Source organism: Microbacterium sp. NPDC055683, from assembly GCF_053617895.1.
Genome location: NZ_JBSHGQ010000026.1, coordinates 34146 through 55111, shown reverse-complemented (window position 1 = coordinate 55111; position 20966 = coordinate 34146). Strand labels below are relative to the sequence as shown.

Sequence of the window (20966 nt, the reverse complement as noted above, 5' to 3'; positions counted from 1 at the left end):
GGGCGGGCGCCTCGATCGTCGCCCGCCCCGCCCGCTCTGCTCAGCAGATTACCCGCGGCCGCGCGCGTAGTTCGCCGCCACCCGCTGGTCGAGGTAGTCGCGTGCGGTGAGGGGAGGGTACGTGCCCTGGGGCGGCTCGATGACGACGTCGCGGTTCGCCTGCGCGAAGAACGGGATGCTGTAGCGCGCGCCCGTGTACTCGCCGGCGCCCGGCACGCGCACGCGGTGGAAGTTCGACAGCAGCTGGTCGTCGCTCCAGCGCATGAGCATGTCGCCGATGTTGCACGTGATCGCGTCGTCGCTCGGCACGACGGGCGTCCACTCGGGGGCGTCGACATCGCGGCCGGGGCACACCTGCAGCCCGCCCTGGCCCGTGCGCTGGAAGAGCAGCGTGAGGCAGTCGAAGTCGGTGTGGGCGCCCGCGCGCCAGACGCCGGGCTGATCGCGCAGCTCCTCCGGGAGCGCGTAGTAGTGGATGAGCCGGAGCGTCGACTGGTACGCGTCGCTCGACGGGTCGTGCGCCTCCGCGAAGAAGTCGCGCGCGAACCCGAGGCGATCGGCGAAGCACGACAGCACCTGCATCGCGAGCGCCCAGCACTGCGACTCGAAGTCGAGCATGAACGAGCGGAAGCCGGGCAGCTCCTCCTCGTCGGGCCAGAGAGCGGCCATGTGCGGGCGCGTGATCTGGTACGACTCCTTCTGATCGGGGGTGCTCACCGACGGGCGCACCTGGCTCGTGTGCTCCCAGCCGGCGTTGTCGGCCTTGACGAGGGGCAGCTTCTCCTTGCTTCCGCGCGGGAGGTCGAAGAACGCCGCGGAACGGGCGAACGCCTCGTCGACCATCTCCTGCGGGATGGGGTGGTTCACGAGCTGGAAGAAGCCGATCTCCGTCGCCGCACGCCACAGCTGCTCGGTGATCTCCTCCCGGCGGTTCTCGAAATCGGACACGTCGATGCGGGGCACCTCGACGTCGGTGCGCAGCCCGCCGAGGCCGCCCATGCGGGCTTCCTTCTCGAGCTCGGCGAGGTCGTACGAGGGGTTCGCGGTCATGGTGATCCTGCTCTCTCGGCCACATCCCGTGGCCAGGGTGCCCCGGGACGCCGATCGCCTGGGCAGTGGCTCCACTGTGCAGGATTGCATGCGATCTTGTCCATACTGCGCCTTGTAAACTCTGAGTTACATACACTCTCGGGGTTTGCATGGCGGGCCGCCCCACCCTCACGCTGAGGTCATGACCCCCTCCCCGCTCCTGCGCGCCGCGCCGACGCGACGGCCGTCGGCCATCCTCGACTCCTCCGTTTGGAACGGCGAGGAGTTCGTCCCGCACCGCGACGTGCTCATCGAGGACGGCGCGATCGTCGAGGTGCGCGCACACGGCGATCGCGGATGGCCCGTGGCCGACGCGATCGACGGACGCGGTTCCCATGTGCTGCCGGGGTTCGCGAACACGCACACGCACCTGCAGCAGTCGACCTGCCGCGGCGTCGGAGAGGGGCAGCCGCTGCTCGCGTGGCTGCTGACCGTCGGCGAGCACATGGCCGACGTCGCACCCGAGCGGGCGTACCTCGCCGCCGTCGCCGGCGCGCTCGAGGGGCTCCGGAGCGGATCGACGACGCTCGTCGAGCACATGTGGCCGCATCCCTCCCCCGAGGTGCACGATGCGGTGCTGCGCGGACTGCGTGACGTCGGCGTGCGCGCCGTGCTGGGCCGCGGCGTCGCCGACCGCGCGGACGCCGGCCGCCGCTGGGGATTCGACCCCCGTCTCATGCAGCCGCTCGACGACGCGCTCGCCGACGTCGATCGCCTGCGTGCGTCCGCCGCGGGCTCACGGGTGACGATCGGCCTCGCGGTGCCGAACCCGCGCACGCTCACGCGCGAGGGCATGCGCGTCGTCCGCGCCTTCGCCGACGCGCGCGACATGCCCGTCATGATCCACCTGCTCGAGACGACGACCGACGACGACCAGTGCCGAGCGCACACGGGGATGGACGCCGTGACGTATCTGCACGACGCCGCGTTCGTCTGGGAGCGGCTGCTCGCGGTGCACGCCGTGCAGCTCTCGCGCGAGGCCATGGACCTGTTCGCCGCGCACGGCGTCGGGGTCTCGTGGAACCCCGTCTCGAACCTGCGGCTCGGATCGGGGTTCGCGCCCGTGCTCGCGATGCGCGAGGCCGGGGTCGCGGTGTCGGTCGGCGTCGACGGTGCCGGGTCGAACGACCGTCAGGACATGCTCGAGACCATCCGGACGGGCGCGTACACACAGCGCGCCGCGCACGGCAGGGCCGACCTGCTCGGCGCCGCCGACATGATCGGGATGGCGACGCACGGGCTGGGAGGGACGCCGGGCATCACCGCGGGCGCACGAGCGGACCTGACCGTCATCCGCTTCGACCGCGACTTCGCCTGCCTGCCGGTGACGGATGCGGCGGCGTCGCTGCTGACGACGGGGACGCCGCGGATCGTCGACACCGTGATGGTCGACGGCGAGGTCGTGGTGGACGACGGACGTTCCACCCGCATCGACGAGGAGGCGCTCGCGACGGCCCTCGCTCAGCTTGCCTGACATACCCCCTGGGGGTACTCTGGCGCGTATGGGCATCGACGGACGCATCGACCTCGGACTGACGGACGCGAACGCGGGAGGATGCTGCGGCGGCGCGGCGTCGGACGCGGACGGAGCGTGCTGCATGGCGCCGTCGGGCTCGGGGTCGGACTCGGCGCGACCCGAGGCGGCGCAGGTCGTGCTCGTCGACGGCATGACGTGCGGGCACTGCGTGTCGGCCGTCACGGAGGAGCTGTCGGCGCTGCCGGGCGTCGCGGGCGTCCACGTCGAGCTGAACGCCGGCGGCACGTCGCGCGTCACCGTGCGCGCCGCCGCCCCGCTCGACCCGGCGGCTGTGGACGCCGCCGTCGCCGAGGCGGGCTACGCCGTCGTGCGCTGAGGCGGGGCGGCGTCGGGGCGAACGGCCGCCGTGCGCTGAGGCGGGGCGGCATCGGGGCGAACGGCCGCCGTCCTACCGGGTCGGCAGCAGCACGGTCGGGCTCGCGAGCGGCAGCCGGTGCCGCACCCGCCCGGGGACGCCCGTGCGGCCGTCCAGCGGAAGCGACACGATCTCGCTCGATCCCTGGCCGGCGATGAGCAGGGCGTCGCGGCCGACCACGTGATGCCGGGGGATCGCGACCCCGGCCTCGACGAGCGCGACCCGCTCGAGCGCCTCGCCCGCGCCCCGCACCCGCAGCACCGCGATCGCGTCGGAGCCGCGGATGCCCGCGTACAGCACCTCTCCGTCACGCGAGCGGGCGAGCTCCGCCGCGGTGTCTCCGCCTCGCACGTCGGGCGATGCGGCGATGCCCCCGCGCAGAGCCCAGCGGCCATCCGCTCCCTGCGCGAGCGTGAAGACCTCGCACGAGAACTCCGTGACGACGTGCAGGTGCCCGCTCGGGTGGAGCAGCAGGTGCCGCGGCCCCACCCCGAACGGCAGCACCACCTCGTGATCGAGCACGAGGCCGCGCGGCGACGTGCGCCAGATGCGCACGAGGTCGAAGCCGAGATCGGTCGTCGCGACACGGCCGCCGGGCAGCGCGACGGCGCAGTGCGCGCGCGACGGGCGCGGCTCGGACGACGCCGGCGCCGCGTCGACGAGCACGTCGCGCTCGCGCACGGCGGCGAGGATGCCGCGCACGGCCGGGTCGTCGAAGGGGTCGGCGTCGGCCTGTCCGAGTGCCGCGAGGAGGCCGGCGAGCCCGTCGTCGGCCTCGCCGCCCGCGAGAAGCGCCGCGATGCGGCTCGGGTCGGCCTCTGCGTCGACGAGCGCGCGGAGGTCCATGGCGCCCGACCAGTCGGGGGCGCGCTCGGTCAGGAGCGATGCGATGTCGCCCGGCGTCGCGCCCTGCGCGAGCAGCTCGCCCGCGTCGACCGTGCCCTCACCGTCGCGCACATCGGTGAGATCGGGCTCGCGCGCGACCGCGTAGGGATCGGCGGCCGCGGCACCGGTCGTCGGCGCGCCGAGCGAGCCGTCGGAGCGGAGCGGCACGTGCACGACGCGGCCGTCGCCCCAGCACGAGGCGACGAGGTGCGTGCCGTCGGCGGCGACCTGGATGTGGCACACCGCGGCGCCCGCCTCGACGCTCTCGCCGAGCGGGGCGAGGGAGGCCTCCCCCGTCCTGCGGAACGCGGCGATCCGGCCATCCGCCTCGAGCGCCGCGTACACGATGTCGCGCGACGGGTGCGCCGCCAGCCACGACGCCGACTCCGCCTGCGCCGCGAGCCCCCGGTCGGCGAGCATGCCGCCCGACAGGGGCGAGTCCGCCTCGCCCGCCGTGACGAGCGAGATGCCCTCCGACTCCGCGCCCTGCGCGGGCCCCCAACCGCCGATCCAGAACTTCACCGGTCCATCCTCCCCCCTCACTCTCCTCCCTGCTCGCTGCCGCCCTCCCTCGCCGCTCTTCTTCCCTCTTCTTCTCGCCCTTCTTCTCGCCCTTCTTCTCGCCCAACGGATATCCGTTGGCCGTGCGGGCACCTGTTTGCGCGTCATCCGCTGTGCTCTCGACAATCGGATATCCGTTGGGCGAGAGTCCCCCTGGCCGCCGCATGCGCGAGAATGGATGGCGATGTCCGGATTCGAAGAGCACACCCGCTGGCAGGCCGAGCGCCGCGACGCCGTCACCTCGGCGACGGGGAACCTCGCCCTCGTCGAGACCCGATGGACGGGCGCACTGCCCGACCTCGACGCCGAGCAGGCCGCCGCGCCGGCGACCGTGCAGGTCACCCGCGTGCAGCGGACCGACCTCGACACGGGCGAGCCCGAGCACGGCCTGCGTTTCTGGGATTCCGATTCCCCCGCCATCCGGGCCTTCGACCGCATCGACACCTATGCATACGACCCCGCGTGGGTGCTCGAGGGCCGGTTCACTCCCGTCGACGGCGACCGCACGGTGCCGTTCGAGCACATCCGCGACAACGGCGGCACGCGCGACCTCGTCGTCCCCGGCGACATCCGCCTCGAGCTCGACGGCCGCGAGTACACGCTCGCCGCCTTCGACGACGGCGGCACCCTGCTGCTCGTGTTCGCCGACGAGACGAACGGCGCCGAGACCTACGGGTCCGGCCGCTTCCTCTTCGTCCGGCTGCGCGACGACGAGGGGTCGGTCGTCCTCGACTTCAACAGGGCGTTCGTGCCCCCGTGCGGCTTCTCGGCGCAGTACAACTGCCCGCTGCCGCCCGCATCCAACCGGTTCCCGCTGCCCATCCGAGCAGGCGAGAAGAACGTCGTCTTCCGCGACGGCTTCGACATCTACGCGGCGTGAGGCCGCGCGCTCTCACCCTGGAGTACCCATGAGAACATCCCGCATCGCCCTGTCCGCGGGCCTCACCCTGTCGCTCGCGCTCGTCGCGGGCTGCGCCGGCGGCGCGTCCGACGACACCGCCAGCGAGGACGAGACCATCTTCATCGGCTCGCTGTACGAGCCCACCAACCTCAGCAACACGCAGGGCGGCGGCCAGGGCGTCACGGAGGCCCTCACGGGCAACGTCTACGAGGGCCTCTACCGCCTCGCCGACGACGGCGAGATCGAGCCGCTCCTCGCGGAGGACGCCGAGGTCTCGGATGACGGCCTCACCTACACGATCACCCTCCGCGAGGGCGTCACCTTCCACTCCGGCGACCCTCTCACGTCGGCGGATGTGCGCTCGAGCGTCGAGGCCGTCACGGCCGACGACTCCGTCTCGGCCCGCAAGTCGAGCTTCGAGGTCATCTCCGACATCGCGACGCCCGACGACCGGACGGTCGTCTTCACGCTGTCGGAGCGCTCGATCTCGTTCCTCTACAACCTCAGCTACGTCTGGATCGTGAACGACGCAGCCGGCGACATCACCGACAGCGAGGACGGCACCGGCCCCTACACGCTCGACGAGTGGCAGAAGGGCTCGACCCTCGCCCTCGCGCGCTGGGACGACTACTGGGGCGAGCCGGCGGAGAACGCCGAGGCCGTCTACACCTACTTCACCGACGCGACGGCGCAGAACAACGCCCTGCTCTCGGGGGAGATCGACGTCATCACGACCATCCAGAGCCCGGATGCCCTCGCGCAGTTCGAGGGCGACGACGACTTCGTCGTGAGCGAGGGGACGTCGACGACGAAGGAGCTGCTCGCGTTCAACGACCGCGTCGCGCCGTTCGACGACGCGCTCGTGCGCAAGGCCGTGTACTCGGCGATCGACACCTCGCAGCTGCTCGAGTCGATCTGGGGCGACTACGGCACGCTCATCGGCTCCATGGTTCCGCCGACCGACCCCTGGTACGAGGACCTCACGGGCGTCAACCCCTACGACCCCGACCTCTCGCGCGAGCTGCTCGCCGAGGCGGGTTACGCCGACGGCTTCACGTTCACGCTCGACACCCCGAGCTACGACCCGCACCCCGTCGTCGCGGAGTTCCTGCAGTCGCAGCTCGCCGAGGTCGGCATCACGGTGGAGATCAACACGATCAGCGCCGACGAGTGGTACACGAAGGTCTTCCAGGAGCAGGACTTCGAAGCCACCCTGCAGGAGCACGTGAACGACCGCGACGTCGTCTGGTACGGCAACCCCGACTTCTACTGGGGCTACGACGACGCCGACGTGCAGCAGTGGGTCGCCGAGGCCGAGCAGGCCGAGACGACCGACGAGCAGACCGCCCTGCTGACGCAGGTCAACGAGAAGATCGCCGAGGACGCGGCGAGCGTCTGGCTGTACCTCTACCCGCAGATCGTCGTCGCCTCGAGCGACCTCAGCGGGTACCCCGTCAACGGCCTGAACTCGCAGTTCTTCGCCTACGACATCGTCAAGTCCTGACCCGCGACGGGGCGCCGCCTGCCGGCGCCCCGTCGCCGTCTGACGACACAGGCCCCTCCTGAGAACACATGCTCGCCTACCTGCTGCGCCGATCCGCGTTCCTCGCGGTCTCGCTCGTCGTCGCCATGATCGCGGTGTTCGTGCTGCTGCGACTGCTGCCGGGCGATCCCGCGAACGCCCTGCTGTCGGTCGACGCGACGCCCGAGCAGATCGCCGCCGCCCGGGCGCAGGTCGGTTCCGACCAGCCCCTCCTGCAGCAGTTCGCGACGTGGGCCGGTCAGCTGCTGCGACTCGACCTCGGCGAGTCGTTCCTGAGCTCCCGCCCCATCGGCCCCGACATCGCCGACCGCCTCGCGGTGACCATCCCGCTCACCCTCATCGCGTTCGCCGTCGCCCTGCTCGTCTCCCTCGCGATCGGCATCACCGCCGCGGTGAAGGCCGACCGCTGGTACGGCATCGCGCTGTCGGGCTTCGCCCAGCTCGGCGTCGCCGTCCCGGTCTTCTGGGTCGGAGTCGTCCTCGTCTGGGTGTTCGCGCTCGGGCTCGGCCTCCTGCCCTCCGGGGGCTTCCCCCGCGACGACTGGGAGGACCCGGCCGATGCGCTGCGGTCGCTCACCCTGCCGGTCATCGCGATCGTGGTCGTCATGAGCGCCTCGCTCAGCCGCTACGTGCGGTCGGCCACGCTCGACGTGCTCGGCAGCGACTACCTGCGCACCGCGCGGGCGGGCGGCGCGTCGACGACGGAGGCCCTGCTGCGCCACGGCGTGCGCAACGGCGCCGTGCCGGTCATCGCCGTGCTCGGCATCGAGCTGTCGACGACCCTCCTCGGCGCCGTCGTCGTCGAGAGCGTCTTCACCCTTCCGGGCCTCGGCAGCATGCTGCTGCAGGCGATCGAGCAGCACGACTTCCAGGTGATCCAGGGCGTGCTCGTCGTCAGCACGCTGTTCGTGCTGCTGATCGGCTTCGCGGCCGACATCGTCCAGCGCCTCGTCGACCCGCGCCTGCGCACGAGCGTCTCGGGGAACCGATGAGCCAGGTCGCCGTCCAGCAGATCACCGGATCGGTGCCGACGCGCCGCCGGCCGAAGGCGACGCTCATCGTGGGCGCCGTGCTCACGGGGCTCGTCGTCCTGACCGCCGTCGTCTCGCTCGTCTGGCTGCCGTATCCGCTCGCGGACACGAGCGGAGGGCGCCTCGAAGGGCCGGGCCCGCTCCATCCGCTCGGCACCGACCGCCTCGGCCGCGACCTGCTCTCGCAGCTCATGGCGGGCGCGCGCATCGCGCTCGCGGTGGGAACGGGGTCGGTCGCCCTGGCGGCCCTCATCGGCATCGTCGTCGGTCTCGTCGCGGCGTTCGCCCGGCCGTGGATCGACGACACGGTGTCGGCGACGCTCGACGTCGTCATCGCCTTCCCCGTCCTGCTGCTCGCGATGCTCGTGGTCGCGGTGCAGGGCGCATCGCTGTGGTCGGCCAGCCTCGCCATCGGGCTCGCGATGTCGGCCGTCGTCGCGCGGCTCACGCGCATCCTCGCGCGCCGCGTGCTCCAGGAGCAGTTCGTCACCGCGGCCCGCACGAGCGGGACGTCGCTTCTCGGCGTCGTGTTCCGACACGTGCTGCCGAACATCGCGCCGACGCTCGCCGTCAGCCTCGCCCTGCAGTTCGGCGGTGCCGTGCTCGCCGAGGCGAGCCTGTCGTACCTCGGCCTCGGCGCCCCGCCGCCGAACGCCTCGTGGGGACGCATGCTGCAGGAGGCGCAGGGCACCGTCCTCACGGCGCCCGTCGGCGCCATCGCGCCGGGTCTCGCCGTCGTCGCGCTCGTTCTCGGCGTGAACTTCCTCGCCGACGGCCTGCGCGACCTCGCCGATCCGACCAGACGGAGGGCGCGATGAGCCTGCTCGAGGTCTCGGGCCTCACGATCCGGTCGACGTCGGCGACGCCCGTGAGCGACGTGTCGTTCGCCGTCGACACCGGCGAACGGCTCGGCATCATCGGCGAGTCGGGGTCGGGGAAGTCGCTCACCTCGCTCGCCGCGACGGGCCTGCTGCCGCCGTCGCTGACGCCGTCCGGCTCGATCCTGCTCGACGGGCGCGAGGTCGTCGGCGCCCGCGACGCCGTGCTGCGGCCGCTGCGGGGACCGGTCGTGCAGATCGTGTTCCAGGAGCCGCTCACGGCGCTCGACCCCCTCATGCGCGTCGGCCGGCAGATCGCCGAGCCGCTGCGGCGCCATCTCGGTCTGCGCGGCGCCGCACTGCGCGACGCGGTCGCCGCGGCGCTCGACGAGGTGGCGCTGCCCGATCCGCGGATCGCGCGGGCGTTCCCGCACGAGCTGTCGGGCGGGCAGCGGCAGCGGGTCGCGATCGCCATCGCGCTCGCGGCGCGGCCGCGCCTGCTCATCGCCGACGAGCCCACGACGGCCCTCGACGTCACCGTGCAGCATGGCGTGCTGTCGCTGCTGGAGCGACTCGTCGCCGAACGCGGGATGGCGCTGCTCTTCATCAGCCACGACCTCGCGGTCGTCTCGCGGATGGCCGAGCGCCTCGTCGTCCTGCAGAACGGGTCGGTCGTCGAGGAGGGCCCGGTCGCGCGCGTGCTCGCGGCGCCCGGCCATCCCTACACGCAGGCGCTCGTCGCGAGCGCCCGCGCCCTCGACGACGTGCTGGACGGAGCGGGATCGTGACGGTGCTGGAGCTGCGGGGGGCCGGCTTCTCGTACGGCAGGCAGCGCGTGCTCGACGACGTGTCGATCTCCGTCGGCGCCGGCGAGACGGTCGGTCTCGTCGGCGAGTCGGGGGCGGGCAAGTCGACCATCCTGCGGCTGCTGCTGGGGCTCGCTGCTCCGCAGCCCGGCGAGGCGCTGTTCGACGGCGCCCCGCTCGACCGGCGCGACCGCGCGCTCATGCGCCGCTTCCGCGCGAGCGTGCAGCCGGTGTTCCAGGACCCGTACTCGTCGCTCGATCCCCGGCAGCGCATCGACCGGATCGTGGGTGAGCCGCTGCGCTCGCTGCGCCTCGCCCGCGGCGCGGACGCCGATCGGCGCATCGCCGAGGCGCTCGCGTCGGTCGGCCTCCCGGCCGACACCGCGCGGCGGTATCCGCACGAGTTCTCCGGCGGCCAGCGGCAGCGCATCGCGATCGCGCGCGCCGTCGTCTCGCGCCCGCGCGTGCTGCTGGCGGATGAGCCGGTGAGCGCGCTCGACGTGACGACGCGCGTGCAGGTGCTCGCGCTGCTCGACGAGCTGCGGCGCGAGCACGGGCTCGCCCTCGTGATGGTGTCGCACGACCTCGCCGCGGTCGCCTCGGCATGCGACCGCACGGTCGTGCTGCAGGGCGGACGGGTCGTCGAGGAGGGGCCCACCCGGGCGCTCCTCGATGCCCCGCGCACCCCCTACGCGCAGGCGCTCGTCGGCGCCGTGCCGCGCCTGCCGCGCTGAGAGGCGCTCAGACCCCCTGCGTCTCCTCTTGCCCAACGGATATCCGTTGCCGTCACGCACATGAGATTCCGCGTTATCCGGTGCGCTCTCGGCAAACGGATATCCGTTGGCGGAGAAGGGGATGGGGCAGAGGGGCGAGGGAGAGGGCGGCGCGTCAGAGGCCCCGCGTCGCCGTCCGGACGCGGTACAGGCTCGTCGTCGCGGCGATGAAGAGCTCGTCGCCACCGGTCCCGCCGAAGCAGACGTTCGCGACGACCTCCGGGACCGGCGCGAACGCGACCTCCCCGCCGTCCGGCGTGTACACGTGCACGCCGTCGCCCGCGGACGACCACACGCGCCCCTCGACGTCGACCGCGATGCCGTCGGGCACGCCCTCGCCGGGCGCGGCGAAGAACCGCCCGTTCGCGACGCCCTCGCCGACGACGTCGTAGGCATGGATGGCCGGCTCTGCACCCGTGTCGGTCACGTACAGGGTCAGCCCGTCGGGAGAGAAGGCGATGCCGTTCGGCCGGTCGAGATCGGAGATCACGGCGACGGGCTCCTCGCCGTCGCGCACGCGGAACACCCCGCACGCGCCGTACTCTCGCTCACCCGGATGGCCCTCGCGAGGCTGCGTGATGCCGTAGTCGGGGTCGGTGAACCAGTACGCCCCGTCGGGCGCGACGGCGACGTCGTTCGGGGAGTTGAGGCGCACACCGGCGTAGGCGTCGGCGATCGAGGCGAGCGCGCCATCCGCCCCCTCGCGCTCGAGCCGCCGACGGCCGTGCGAGCACTGCACGACGGTGCCGTCGTGATCGAGGGTGCGGCCGTTCGTGAACTCGACGCCGGTGCGGTGCTCGGTGGTCTCTCCCGTGGCGGCATCCCACCGCAGGATGCGATCGCCGGGGATGTCGCTCCACCGCACGGCGTGCTCTGCGGGCATCCAGAGCGGCCCCTCGCTCCAGACGGCCCCCGTCGCGAGGCGTTCGGCGGGGCTGAGGATGAGCTCGGTCATGCCGCCATCCTCGCAGGCGCAGGTGATGGCGGGCGGCGCTTCGCCAGTGCGGATGTCGAGCTGGCGGCGCTTCGCCAGTGCGGATGTAGGCCCGAAGGCGGCTTTAGCCCTACATCCGCACTGGCGAACGCGCAGCCACCCGCACCAGCCCTACATCCGCACTGGCGAGCGGCGAACGGCGACCGGCGACCGGCCGACGCCTCTCAGACGAGGTCGTGGCGGACGATCACCTGGTCGCGGCCGGGGCCGACGCCGATGACCGAGATGCGCGTGCCGCTGATGGCCTCGAGCGCCAGCACGTAGTCCTGCGCGTTCTTCGGCAGCTCCTCGAACGTGCGCGCCGTCGAGATGTCCTCGCTCCAGCCCGGGAAGTACTCCAGGACGGGCGTCGCGTGGTGGAAGTCGCTCTGGTTCACGGGCACCTCGTCGAAGCGCTCGCCACTCACGTCGTACGCGACGCAGACGGGCACCTGCTCGAGCCCCGTGAGGATGTCGAGCTTCGTCAGCACGAGGTCGGTGATGCCGTTGATGCGTGTCGCGTAGCGCGTGATCGGGGCGTCGTACCACCCGACGCGGCGCGGGCGCCCCGTGGTCGTGCCGAACTCGAAGCCGGCGGCGCGCAGCCAGTCGCCCTGCTCGTCGAAGAGCTCGGTCGGGAAGGGGCCCGATCCGACGCGCGTCGTGTACGCCTTCACGATGCCGACGATGCGGTCGAGACGGCCAGGGCCGACCCCCGAGCCCGTGGCCGCGCCGCCGGCCGTCGCGGACGACGACGTCACGAAGGGGTACGTGCCGTGGTCGATGTCGAGCATGGTCGCCTGACCGCCCTCGAAAACGACGACCTCGCCCGCGTCGAGCGCGCGGTTGAGGAGGAGGCCGGTGTCGCACACCATGGGGCGCAGCCGCTCCGCGTACGAGAGCAGGTCCTCCACGATCTCGTCCACGGCCATCCCGCGGCGGTTGAAGACCTTCACGAGCAGGTGGTTCTTCTGGTCGAGGGCGCCCTCGACCTTCTGGCGGAGGATGCTCTCGTCGAAGAGGTCCTGCACGCGGATGCCCACGCGGTTGATCTTGTCGGCGTAGGCGGGCCCGATGCCGCGGCCCGTCGTGCCGATCTGGCGCTTGCCGAGGAACCGCTCGGTCACCTTGTCGAGCGTGCGGTGGTACGACGTGATGATGTGCGCGTTCGCGCTCACCCGCAGCTTCGAGACGTCGATGCCGCGGGCCGACAGCGCGTCGAGCTCCGCGAAGAGCACCTCGAGGTCGATGACGACGCCGTTGCCGATGACGGGGGTCACGCCGGGGCTCAGGATGCCCGACGGCAGCAGGTGCAGCGCGTACTTCTCATCGCCGATGACGACGGTGTGGCCGGCGTTGTTGCCGCCGTTGAACTTGACGACCCAGTCGGTCCGCTCGCCGAGCAGATCGGTCGCCTTGCCCTTGCCCTCGTCGCCCCACTGGACGCCCACGATCACGATTCCCGGCATGGAGTACCCCCTGGATGGGTCGGTGTGCCCGGGTGCGCAGAGCGGCCCCGGAGGAGGCGAACGCGGTGCGCGGCGCACTCCCCGGCCATCCTACCGGGGGCCCGATCAGTGCCCGAAGACGCGCTCCGCGGGGCTCGACCCGATCGCCACGGGCCGGCCGGCGCTCTGCGTCCACTGGCTCCAGGAGCCGACGAACACCTGCGCCTCGACCCCCGCCACGGCGAGGGCGAGGGCGCTGTGCGCGGCGGCGATGCCCGAGGCGCAGTAGAGCGCGATGTCGGTTCCCGGCGTCGCGCCGACGCGTGCGAAGGCGAGGAGGATCTCGTCGGCGGAGCGCAGGCGCCCGTCGGCGAGGATGTGCGTCACGGTCGGCACGTTCACGGCGCCGGGGATGTGCCCCGCGGTCGGGTCGTAGCCCGTCGCGGTGCCACGGTAGCGCTCGGGAGTGCGGACGTCGACGAGCACGCCGTGCGACGGGAACGCCGCGACCTCCTCGATCGAGAGGTCGCCGCGGCCGGGATCGTCCAGCACGACGTCGCCCGGACGCGGCGCCACGTCGCCCGAGGAGAGAGGGAGACCCGCGGCGATCCAGGCGCGCAGGCCGCCGTCGAGCACGCGCACGTCGACGCCCGTGCGGCGCAGCAGCAGCCACGCTCGCGCGGCCGCCACCGAGTCGTTGTCGTCGTAGACGACGACGAGGTCTCCCCGGTTCACGCCCCACCGCGTCGCCGCGCGCTGCAGGTCGGAGTGGAGCGGCAGCGGATGCCGGCCGGCCTCCGGATGGCCGCGCCGGGCGAGCTCCGACTCGAGGTCGACGTACACCGCGCCGGGCAGATGGCCCGCGACGTACTCGGGCCGGCCCTCCGGAAGGTCGAGCCGCCATCGCACGTCGAGAAGGGTCACGGGGCGCCCCGCCGAGAGGCGCGCGTGCAGGTCTTCCACGGTGAGGAGCGGGGACATCCCCCCATCCTGCGCAATCCCTATCGAGAGAGTAGGGATTGTGACGCAATGCGTCTCATGACGGCGCGAGTCGCCGCGTGACGACCGGCGTTGCGCGCGCCGTCGACGACCGCGACAGTGGTCGGCACCCCACCGCACGCCAGGAGGACCCCCATGCCCGATCAGGTGCACGTCGCCGTCGCCCTCGAGGGCGCGGGATGGCATCCGGCCGCGTGGCGCGACGACGCCGCCCGCCCCCGCGATCTCGTCACGCCCGCTTACTGGCGCGACCTGCTGCGAACGGCAGACGATGCGGGCGTCGTGCTCGCGACGATCGAGGACGCGCTGTCGTTCACGGCGCGCTTCGAGCACGAACCGCAGCCCGGGCGCGCGCGCGGGCGTCTCGACGCCGTGCTCATCGCGTCGTTCGCGGGCCCCCTGACGCGGCGCATCGGCCTCGTGCCGACCGTGACGACGACGCACACCGAGCCGTTCCACGTCGCCACGGCCGCTCAGACGCTCGACTTCGCGAGCCGCGGACGCGCGGGCGTGCGCCTCGTCGCCGGCGCCTCCGCCGCCGAGGCGGCGAACTTCGGCCGCGGGCGCACCGTGCTGTCCTCGCTGCCCGCCTCCGGCCGCGTGGAGGACTCCCCCGAGGCGCTCGCCGCCTTCCGCGAGGCCGACGAGTTCGCCGAGGTGCTGGAGCGGCTGTGGGACTCGTGGCAGGACGACGCCATCATCCGCGACGTCGAGAGCGGCCGCTTCGTCGACGCCGACCGCATCCGCCCCGCGGCCTTCGAGGGCGAGTTCTTCTCCGTCGCCGGAGCGTCGATCGTGCCGCGATCGCCGCAGGGCCGCCCCCTCGTGACGGCGCTCGCCCACCAGACGGTGCCGTTCCGGTTCGCGGCGGCACGCGCCGACGTCGTCTTCACGACGCCGGCGACGGCGGATGGCCTGGGCGCCATCCGCGCGGAGCTCGACGCCGCGGGCGGCGTCCCGCGCGTCTTCGCCGACCTGCTCGTCCTCGTCGACGACACCCGCGCCGCGGCGCGCGACGCGCTCGCGCGCCTCGACGACCTCGCAGGGACGCCGCTCGCCTCGGACGCCCGCATCGTCGTGGGCACGGCCGACGACGTCGTGGACGAGGTGCGGGCCCTCGCCGTCGCCGGCGCCGACGGCGTTCGCCTGCGCCCGGCCCGGCTGCCCCGCGACCTCCACCGGATCGCCGACGACGTGATCCCGCGGCTGCGCTCCGCGGGGGCGCTCGCCACCGACGACGGATCGGCCGTCACGCTGCGCGATCGGCTCGGGCTCGCGCGCCCCGCGGATCGCCGCGTCCGAGCAGAGGAGGCCGCATGACCGTCCGGCAGATCCACCTGGCCGCGCACTTCCCCGGGGTCAACAACACCACGGTGTGGACCGATCCCTCCGCCGGCAGCCAGATCGACTTCTCGTCGTTCGAGCACTTCGCGCGGACCGCCGAGCGCGGCTTCTTCGACTACGTCTTCCTCGCCGAGGGGCTGCGTCTGCGCGAGCACCGCGGCCGCATCCACGAGCGCGACGTGCTCGGCCGCCCGAACACGCTCGCGGTGCTCGCGGCGCTGACCGGCATCACGGAGCACGTCGGACTCGTCGGCACGCTGTCGACGACCTTCAACGAGCCCTACGAGCTCGCACGGCAGCTCGCGACGCTCGACCACCTGTCGGGCGGCCGCGCCGGCTGGAACGCCGTGACGAGCTCGGACGCCTTCCACGGTGCGAACTTCCGGCGCGGCGGCTACCTCGCCCACGCCGACCGCTACGAGCGCGCCAAGGAGTTCGCGGCCCTCGCCAAGCGGCTGTGGGACTCCTGGCCCGAGGAGGGCCCCGTGGCCGATGCCGGCACGGGCGTCTTCCTGCCGGACGGAGCACCCGCCCGCGTGCGCCACACCGGCTCGCAGTTCGACGTCGACGCCCTCTTCGACGTGCCGCGGTCCCCGCAGGGCCGTCCCGTCATCGTGCAGGCCGGCGACTCGCCGGACGGCCGAGACTTCGGCGCGGAGCACGCCGAGGTGATCTTCTCCCTGCACACCGAGTTCGCCGCGGCACAGGACTTCTACCGCGACGTCAAGGGCCGTCTCGCCGCGTGGGGACGCGAGGAGGACTCGCTCAAGATCCTGCCCGCCGCGACGTTCGCGATCGGCGACACGGAGGACGAGGCCCGCGAGCGCTCGCGCGAGATCGCGCTGCAGCAGGTGCGCCCCGAGACGGCGCTCACCTACATCGAGCAGATCTGGAACCGGGACCTCTCGGGCTACGACCCGGACGGCCCGCTCCCCGACATCGAGCCCGACGCCGGCTCCGAATCGGCGCAGGGCTTCGCGAACCGCCACGCGGCCATCCGCGCGCGCATCGCGAAGCTGCGCGAGACCGCGGCGGCCGAGGGGCTCTCGATCCGCGAGACGGTCATCCGCCTCACGGCGCAGCACACGTTCGTCGGGACGCCCTCGCGCATCGCGGCGGAGATCGACCGCTACGTGCAGGAGCGCGCCACCGACGGCTTCACGATCGTCGGCCATCTCACGCCGCACGGCCTCGACGAGTTCGCCGAGCGCGTCGTGCCGCTGCTGCAGGAGCGCGGCTCGTACCGCGCGGAGTACGAAGAGGGTGCGACGCTGCGCGACCTGCTCGGGCTGCCGGCTCCCGTCCCGGCCCTCGCGGGGGCCCGGTGACGCGCGTCGTCCTCGCGGGCGGCGGGCCCCGGGCGGTCATGCTCCTCGAGCGTCTGCTCGCGCGGCTCGAGGGCGCGACGCCCCCGGATGCCCCGATCGAGATCGTCCTCGTCGACCCGCACCCGATCGGCGCCGGGCGCATCTGGCGGCGCGCGCAGTCGCCGCTCCTCAAGCTCAACTCGATGGCGCGCGACGTCACGGTGTTCACGGACTCCTCGTGCACGATCGAGGGCCCCGTCCGGCCGGGGCCGTCGCTCATCGGATGGCTCGAGCGCTGGCGCGAGGGCGATCTGCCCGACGTCGAGATCGACACGGCCGTGCGGGACGAGGCGCTCACGCTGGCAGGCGACGGCTTCCCGACCCGGCGGCTGCACAGCCACTACCTCGACTGGTTCGCGCGCACGACGATCGCCTCGGCCCCCGCCGGCGTCTCGATCACGGTGGAGCGGGCCGTCGTCACGAGCGTGCGCGACGCGGATGGCGCGCACGTCGTCGTGCTCTCCGACGGACGAGAGCTCGACGCAGACGTCGTCGTGTATGCGCTCGGGCACAGCAGCCGACGACCGGATGCGCCCTCCCGCGCGCTCGCGGACGCCGCGTCCGCGCACGGGCTCGTGTACGTACCGCCCGCCTTCACGGCCGACGCCGACCTCTCGGCCCTCGCCCCCGGCGCCGACGTCGTCGTGCGCGGGATGGGTCTCGCCGCCGTCGACCTCGTCGTGCTCCTCACCCAGGGGCGCGGCGGGCGGTTCTCGGATGGCCCGGGCGGGCTCGTCTACACACCGTCCGGCCGCGAGCCGCGTCTTCACCTCGGGTCGCGGCGCGGCGTGCCCTACCGGTCGAAGGTCTCCTCGGCCATCCGCGGCGAGACGCCGGTCCGGGAGGTGCTCACGCCGCGCGCGATCGCCGATCTCGTCGCGCGCCCGGAGCCCCTCGACTTCGAGCGCGACGCGTGGCCGCTCATCGCGGCTGAGCTCCTGCACGGCCACTACCGCGAGCTGTTCACGGGGCATCCCGAGCGGGTCGCCGGCACGTGGCCGGCGTTCCGGTCGGTGCTGCAGGCGCACCGCTGGGACGACCCCGCGCTGCGCGACCTCATCGCCGAGGTCGTCCCCGATCCGCGCGACCGCTTCGACGTGCAGAGCCTCGACACCCCGCTGGCGGGGGAGGACTTCGCCTCGGCGGACGCCGTGCACGAGCGCCTCCTCGCGCACATCCGCGACGACCTCGATGCGCGCACCTCGCCCGACCGGAGCGCATCGCAGGGCGTCTGGCTCGCCGTGCTGCTGTCGTTCATGGCCCTCGCCGAGGTGCCTGCGGAGCGGTGGAACGCCCGCTCGCGCGCCGTGTCGCTGCCGACGCGCTGGCACACGTTCTTCAGCTACGTCGCGAGCGGCCCTCCCGCGCACCGGCTCGACGAGCTGCTCGCTCTCGCGGACGCGGGGATCGTGCGCTTCCTCGGGCCCGAGATCGACGTGCGCGTCGACCCGGAACGCGGGTTCGTCGCCTCGAGTCGCCGCGTTCCGGGGGATGTCGCGGCGCGCGCCCTCGTCGACGCGTGGCTGCCCGCGGCGAGCGCGGCCGACAGCGACGACGCCGCCCTGCGCGAGCTCGCGCACGTGCACGGCACCGAGCTGTCGGTGTCGGACGGGGAGTACACGGGTGCTCTGGGGCGCATCGTCGTCGACGCCGACGGGCGCGTCGTGCGCCGGAACGGCGCGGCGCACGAGACGCTCTTCGGCATCGGGCCGTTCACCTCTGCGCCCGAGGGCGGGGCCTTCACGCGCCCGCAGGCAGACTCGCTCTCGCTGCGGCAGACCGACCGCGTGGCCGGCGCCATCGCGTCGGCGCTCGCCGCCGCGCGGCATCGGGACGAGGCCGTCGCGCGGGTGTGACGCCGCATGACCGCGTGCGACCAGCGGTGACGCTCGTGGTCCGCCCGGGCGCCGGCGCTTCCTAGATTCGGGGCACGGCCGACGCCGCACGCGCCGGCCCCGATCAAGGGAGCGGACATGGCCATCCCCCGGCTCATCGGCATCGACCTCTCGGGCGAGGGCGCACATCCGGCGGCATGGCGCGCCGCGCGCCACGAACCGGCCGCCGCGCTCGCGCCGGCGCGGCTGCGCGCGCGGCTGCAGGCGGTGGAGCGCGCGGGCTACGCCTTCGCGGTGCTGCCCGACGGACCGGGCGACCCCGCGCCGGGCGTGCAGGCCCGACTCGACGCGATCGAGCTCGCCGCGTTCGCGGGGGCCGTCACCTCCCGTATCGGCCTCGTGCCCGTCGCGGGTATCCGGCACGCGGAGCCGTTCCACCTCGCGAACCAGCTGTCGAGCCTCGACCTCGGCTCGCACGGCCGGGCCGGATGGATCGCCCGCGTCGTCGACGACGACGCCCTCTCCGGCGCGTACGGCAGGGCGCGCGCGACGTCCGACGACGCGCTCGTCGCGGAGGCCGCCGATGTCGTCCGGGCGGTGCGCCTGCTCTGGGACACCTGGGAGGACGACGCCCTCGTCGCCGACATCGCGCAGCAGCGGTTCCTCGACATCGACCGCTGGCACCACGCCGACTTCGTGGGCGAGACCTTCTCCGTCCGCGGCCCCGGGCTGCTCCCGCGACCGCCCCAGGGCCAGCTCGTCGTCTGGGCCGACGAGCACGCGCTCTCCCCGCGCCTGTCTCCGCTCGTCGACATCGCGATCGTGCACGGCGTCGACGCCGAGGCGATCGCACGAGCCGCCGATGCGGCCCGCGAGCGCGGCATCCCCCGCGTCATCGCCGCCGTGGAGGTGCTCGTCGACACCCGGCGCGCATCGGCTGCCGCGCGGCTGCACGCGCTCGACGCGCACACCGTGTGGCGCGCCGGCCGGGACGCACGTCTCGTCGGGACGCCAGCCGCCGTCGCATCGGGGCTGGCCGACGTCCTCCGCCACGTCGACGGCGTGGTCGTGCGCCCCGCCGTCCTCGACGAGGACGCGGCCGCGATCGCGGAGGAGGTGACGGAGATCGTCTCCGAGACGGTGCCGCTGCGCATCCCGCTCTCGGGCGAGACGCTCCGGGAGGCCTTCGGGCTCGAGCGTCCCGCGAACGTCTTCGCCGTGCGCGGGGACGCGCACCCGGCTCCGGCCGCCCTGTCGACCGCGGGGAGCCCCGTATGAGCGCCCGCGACTACCCCCGCCCCGACGCACGGCTGCACCTCAACGTCTTCCAGCCGTTCGGCCCCGTCTACGACTGGTCGCGCACGCCCGACCCGCTCGACTTCTACGCGTTCGAGTCGTACGTCGAGCTCGTCCGCGACGCCGAGCGCGGGCTCTTCACCGCGCTGTTCCTCGGGGAGAGCCTGCGCCTGCGCGAGCACCTCGGCCGGCTCAACGACATCGCCGTCACCGGCAGGCCCGACGCGCTCGTGCTGTTCGCGCACCTCGCGGCGCACACGAGCAGGATCGGCCTCGTCGCGACGCTCAACACCACCTACACGGATCCCGTCGACCTCGCGCGGCGCATCGCGACGGTCGACCTCCTGAGCGAGGGGCGCGCGGGGTGGAACATCGTGACGACCGACAACGGATGGACGGGCGAGAACTTCCGCCGCGGGGGGTTCCTCGCCAACAGCGAGCGGTACCGCTACGCGGAGGAGCACGTGAGCGCCGTGCAGGCGGTGTGGGAGGGGTTCCCGCGCGACGCAGCCGAACCCACCCGTGCGGGCGACGGGTGGGCACGCGAGGGGAGCATCCTCCCCGTCGTCCGCGACGGCGATCGGATCCGCGCGCGGATCGTCCCGCAGGTGCCGCCGAGCCCGCAGGGGCAGCCGGTGTACTTCCAGGCGGGCGACTCCGACGAGGGGCGCGACTTCGCCGCGCGATGGGCGGAGGGCGTGTTCACCCACCACGTGGGCTTCGACGAGGCCGTCGCGTTCACGGCGGACATGCGTCGTCGCGCCCGCCGAGCCGGGCGCCCCGGCGACGACCTGAAGATCTTCCCCGGCGCGCAGATCGTCGTCGCCCGCACACGGAGCGAGGCGGAGGAGCGCGCCCGATCCGTCCAGGAGCTCGGCCTGAGCGATCGGCGAGTCCGCCAGGTGGTCGAGGAGGTGTGGCAGGTCGACTCCGACCTCGACCTCGACGGCCCGCTGCCCGCGGACGACCCGTCCGGCGTGCGCCAGAGCCGCACGCACGGCATCGTGCACACCGGACACGAGCCCGACGTCAGGGCGCGCGCATGGCGGGCGCTCGCCGACGAGCGCGGCTTCACCGTGCGGCAGCTCGTGCACCATCTGTCCGCTCAGCGCCGGTTCGTGGGCACTCCCGGCGAGGTCGCCGACGAGCTCGCGCACCTCGTGCGCTCCGACGCGTTCGACGGGCTGAACGTCTCACCCGACGCGTTCCCCGACGGCCTGCGCGACATCGTGGACCTGCTCGTCCCCGAGCTGCAGGAGCGCGGGGTGTATCCCGCGACGTACGAGGGACGCACGCTGCGGGACCATCTCGGGCTGCCGGAGAGCACGGCGCTCCGACGCGGCTCGGCCCACGTCGTATGACGTCGCGTGTCGGCGCGTGTCGGCCCGTTGCCGTCCGTGAAGGG

At 73.3% G+C, this 20966-nt stretch carries 18 protein-coding genes; 13 read left to right on the top strand and 5 right to left on the bottom strand.

What is annotated here, in order from left to right:
- Positions 1 to 48: 48 nt before the first annotated feature.
- On the bottom strand, positions 49 to 1050 hold the full coding sequence (locus ACWGPF_RS11270; RefSeq protein WP_345438059.1) for an isopenicillin N synthase family dioxygenase: 1002 nt from the start codon (positions 1048 to 1050) through the stop codon (positions 49 to 51).
- A gap of 181 nt (positions 1051 to 1231) precedes the next feature.
- Between ACWGPF_RS11270 and ACWGPF_RS11265 the strand changes: the two genes are divergently transcribed.
- Together ACWGPF_RS11265 and ACWGPF_RS11260 are read left to right on the top strand one after the other, a co-directional pair.
- Positions 1232 to 2563, top strand: coding sequence for an amidohydrolase family protein (locus ACWGPF_RS11265; RefSeq protein WP_452332915.1), 1332 nt, complete (start codon positions 1232 to 1234; stop codon positions 2561 to 2563).
- Positions 2564 to 2591: 28 nt separating this feature from the next.
- Positions 2592 to 2942: a heavy-metal-associated domain-containing protein gene (locus ACWGPF_RS11260; RefSeq protein ID WP_452332914.1), complete on the top strand. Its 351-nt coding sequence runs from the start codon at positions 2592 to 2594 to the stop codon at positions 2940 to 2942.
- 72 nt (positions 2943 to 3014) lie between these two features.
- Here ACWGPF_RS11260 and ACWGPF_RS11255 read toward each other — a convergent pair whose 3' ends face one another.
- A complete protein-coding gene (locus ACWGPF_RS11255; protein WP_452332913.1) occupies positions 3015 to 4388 on the bottom strand; it encodes a lactonase family protein in 1374 nt (457 codons plus the stop codon).
- A 223-nt stretch (positions 4389 to 4611) separates the two neighbouring features.
- Between ACWGPF_RS11255 and ACWGPF_RS11250 the strand changes: the two genes are divergently transcribed.
- The 6 genes from ACWGPF_RS11250 (at position 4612) to ACWGPF_RS11225 (ending at position 10260) form a co-directional block, all read left to right on the top strand.
- Positions 4612 to 5307, top strand: a complete 696-nt coding sequence (locus ACWGPF_RS11250; RefSeq protein ID WP_452332912.1) for a DUF1684 domain-containing protein — start codon at positions 4612 to 4614, stop codon at positions 5305 to 5307.
- A gap of 28 nt (positions 5308 to 5335) precedes the next feature.
- Positions 5336 to 6832 carry an ABC transporter substrate-binding protein gene (locus ACWGPF_RS11245; protein ID WP_452332911.1) on the top strand — a complete coding sequence of 499 codons (1497 nt, stop codon included), beginning with the start codon at positions 5336 to 5338 and terminating at the stop codon, positions 6830 to 6832.
- A gap of 68 nt (positions 6833 to 6900) precedes the next feature.
- Entirely contained in the window at positions 6901 to 7863 is a 963-nt protein-coding gene (locus ACWGPF_RS11240) for an ABC transporter permease (RefSeq protein ID WP_452332910.1), read from the top strand.
- The gene (locus ACWGPF_RS11235) at positions 7860 to 8720 is read left to right on the top strand and encodes an ABC transporter permease (RefSeq protein WP_452332909.1); all 861 of its coding nucleotides are present in this window, start codon (positions 7860 to 7862) and stop codon (positions 8718 to 8720) included. Before ACWGPF_RS11240 ends, ACWGPF_RS11235 begins: the two co-directional genes overlap by 4 nt.
- On the top strand, positions 8717 to 9508 hold the full coding sequence (locus ACWGPF_RS11230) for an ATP-binding cassette domain-containing protein (protein WP_452332908.1): 792 nt from the start codon (positions 8717 to 8719) through the stop codon (positions 9506 to 9508). Before ACWGPF_RS11235 ends, ACWGPF_RS11230 begins: the two co-directional genes overlap by 4 nt.
- Positions 9502 to 10260, top strand: a complete 759-nt coding sequence (locus ACWGPF_RS11225) for an ABC transporter ATP-binding protein (protein ID WP_452332917.1) — start codon at positions 9502 to 9504, stop codon at positions 10258 to 10260. Before ACWGPF_RS11230 ends, ACWGPF_RS11225 begins: the two co-directional genes overlap by 7 nt.
- A gap of 154 nt (positions 10261 to 10414) precedes the next feature.
- On the opposite strand, the gene ACWGPF_RS11220 is transcribed toward ACWGPF_RS11225, so the two are convergent.
- The 3 genes from ACWGPF_RS11220 to ACWGPF_RS11210 all read right to left on the bottom strand — a co-directional run bounded on the left by ACWGPF_RS11220 (position 10415) and on the right by ACWGPF_RS11210 (position 13701).
- A complete protein-coding gene (locus ACWGPF_RS11220; protein WP_452332907.1) occupies positions 10415 to 11254 on the bottom strand; it encodes an SMP-30/gluconolactonase/LRE family protein in 840 nt (279 codons plus the stop codon).
- Between the two features lie 203 nt (positions 11255 to 11457).
- Positions 11458 to 12741: an adenylosuccinate synthase gene (locus ACWGPF_RS11215; RefSeq protein WP_452332906.1), complete on the bottom strand. Its 1284-nt coding sequence runs from the start codon at positions 12739 to 12741 to the stop codon at positions 11458 to 11460.
- Between the two features lie 105 nt (positions 12742 to 12846).
- On the bottom strand, positions 12847 to 13701 hold the full coding sequence (locus tag ACWGPF_RS11210; RefSeq protein ID WP_452332905.1) for a sulfurtransferase: 855 nt from the start codon (positions 13699 to 13701) through the stop codon (positions 12847 to 12849).
- A gap of 153 nt (positions 13702 to 13854) precedes the next feature.
- Here ACWGPF_RS11210 and ACWGPF_RS11205 point away from each other — a divergent pair, with 153 nt between their 5' ends.
- The 5 genes from ACWGPF_RS11205 (at position 13855) to ACWGPF_RS11185 (ending at position 20922) form a co-directional block, all read left to right on the top strand.
- On the top strand, positions 13855 to 15039 hold the full coding sequence (locus ACWGPF_RS11205) for an LLM class flavin-dependent oxidoreductase (RefSeq protein WP_452332904.1): 1185 nt from the start codon (positions 13855 to 13857) through the stop codon (positions 15037 to 15039).
- The gene (locus tag ACWGPF_RS11200) at positions 15036 to 16391 is read left to right on the top strand and encodes an NtaA/DmoA family FMN-dependent monooxygenase (protein ID WP_452332903.1); all 1356 of its coding nucleotides are present in this window, start codon (positions 15036 to 15038) and stop codon (positions 16389 to 16391) included. Before ACWGPF_RS11205 ends, ACWGPF_RS11200 begins: the two co-directional genes overlap by 4 nt.
- Complete coding sequence (locus tag ACWGPF_RS11195) at positions 16388 to 18286, top strand: FAD/NAD(P)-binding protein (protein WP_452332902.1); 1899 nt, start codon at positions 16388 to 16390, stop codon at positions 18284 to 18286. Before ACWGPF_RS11200 ends, ACWGPF_RS11195 begins: the two co-directional genes overlap by 4 nt.
- 117 nt (positions 18287 to 18403) lie before the next feature.
- Positions 18404 to 19543 (top strand): LLM class flavin-dependent oxidoreductase, encoded by a 1140-nt coding sequence (locus ACWGPF_RS11190; protein WP_452332901.1) that lies wholly within the window; start codon positions 18404 to 18406, stop codon positions 19541 to 19543.
- Positions 19540 to 20922 carry an NtaA/DmoA family FMN-dependent monooxygenase gene (locus tag ACWGPF_RS11185; protein WP_452332900.1) on the top strand — a complete coding sequence of 461 codons (1383 nt, stop codon included), beginning with the start codon at positions 19540 to 19542 and terminating at the stop codon, positions 20920 to 20922. Before ACWGPF_RS11190 ends, ACWGPF_RS11185 begins: the two co-directional genes overlap by 4 nt.
- Positions 20923 to 20966: the final 44 nt, after the last annotated feature.

Coding starts and splice junctions, on each gene's coding strand:
- ACWGPF_RS11240 (WP_452332910.1), top strand. CDS start 6,901: ATGCTCGCCTACCTGCTGCGCCGATCCGCGTTCCTCGCGGTCTCGCTC.
- ACWGPF_RS11250 (WP_452332912.1), top strand. CDS start 4,612: ATGTCCGGATTCGAAGAGCACACCCGCTGGCAGGCCGAGCGCCGCGAC.
- ACWGPF_RS11210 (WP_452332905.1), bottom strand. CDS start 13,701: ATGTCCCCGCTCCTCACCGTGGAAGACCTGCACGCGCGCCTCTCGGCG.
- ACWGPF_RS11235 (WP_452332909.1), top strand. CDS start 7,860: ATGAGCCAGGTCGCCGTCCAGCAGATCACCGGATCGGTGCCGACGCGC.
- ACWGPF_RS11215 (WP_452332906.1), bottom strand. CDS start 12,741: ATGCCGGGAATCGTGATCGTGGGCGTCCAGTGGGGCGACGAGGGCAAG.
- ACWGPF_RS11270 (WP_345438059.1), bottom strand. CDS start 1,050: ATGACCGCGAACCCCTCGTACGACCTCGCCGAGCTCGAGAAGGAAGCC.
- ACWGPF_RS11230 (WP_452332908.1), top strand. CDS start 8,717: ATGAGCCTGCTCGAGGTCTCGGGCCTCACGATCCGGTCGACGTCGGCG.
- ACWGPF_RS11260 (WP_452332914.1), top strand. CDS start 2,592: ATGGGCATCGACGGACGCATCGACCTCGGACTGACGGACGCGAACGCG.
- ACWGPF_RS11205 (WP_452332904.1), top strand. CDS start 13,855: ATGCCCGATCAGGTGCACGTCGCCGTCGCCCTCGAGGGCGCGGGATGG.
- ACWGPF_RS11245 (WP_452332911.1), top strand. CDS start 5,336: ATGAGAACATCCCGCATCGCCCTGTCCGCGGGCCTCACCCTGTCGCTC.
- ACWGPF_RS11185 (WP_452332900.1), top strand. CDS start 19,540: ATGAGCGCCCGCGACTACCCCCGCCCCGACGCACGGCTGCACCTCAAC.
- ACWGPF_RS11200 (WP_452332903.1), top strand. CDS start 15,036: ATGACCGTCCGGCAGATCCACCTGGCCGCGCACTTCCCCGGGGTCAAC.
- ACWGPF_RS11265 (WP_452332915.1), top strand. CDS start 1,232: ATGACCCCCTCCCCGCTCCTGCGCGCCGCGCCGACGCGACGGCCGTCG.
- ACWGPF_RS11220 (WP_452332907.1), bottom strand. CDS start 11,254: ATGACCGAGCTCATCCTCAGCCCCGCCGAACGCCTCGCGACGGGGGCC.
- ACWGPF_RS11190 (WP_452332901.1), top strand. CDS start 18,404: ATGGCCATCCCCCGGCTCATCGGCATCGACCTCTCGGGCGAGGGCGCA.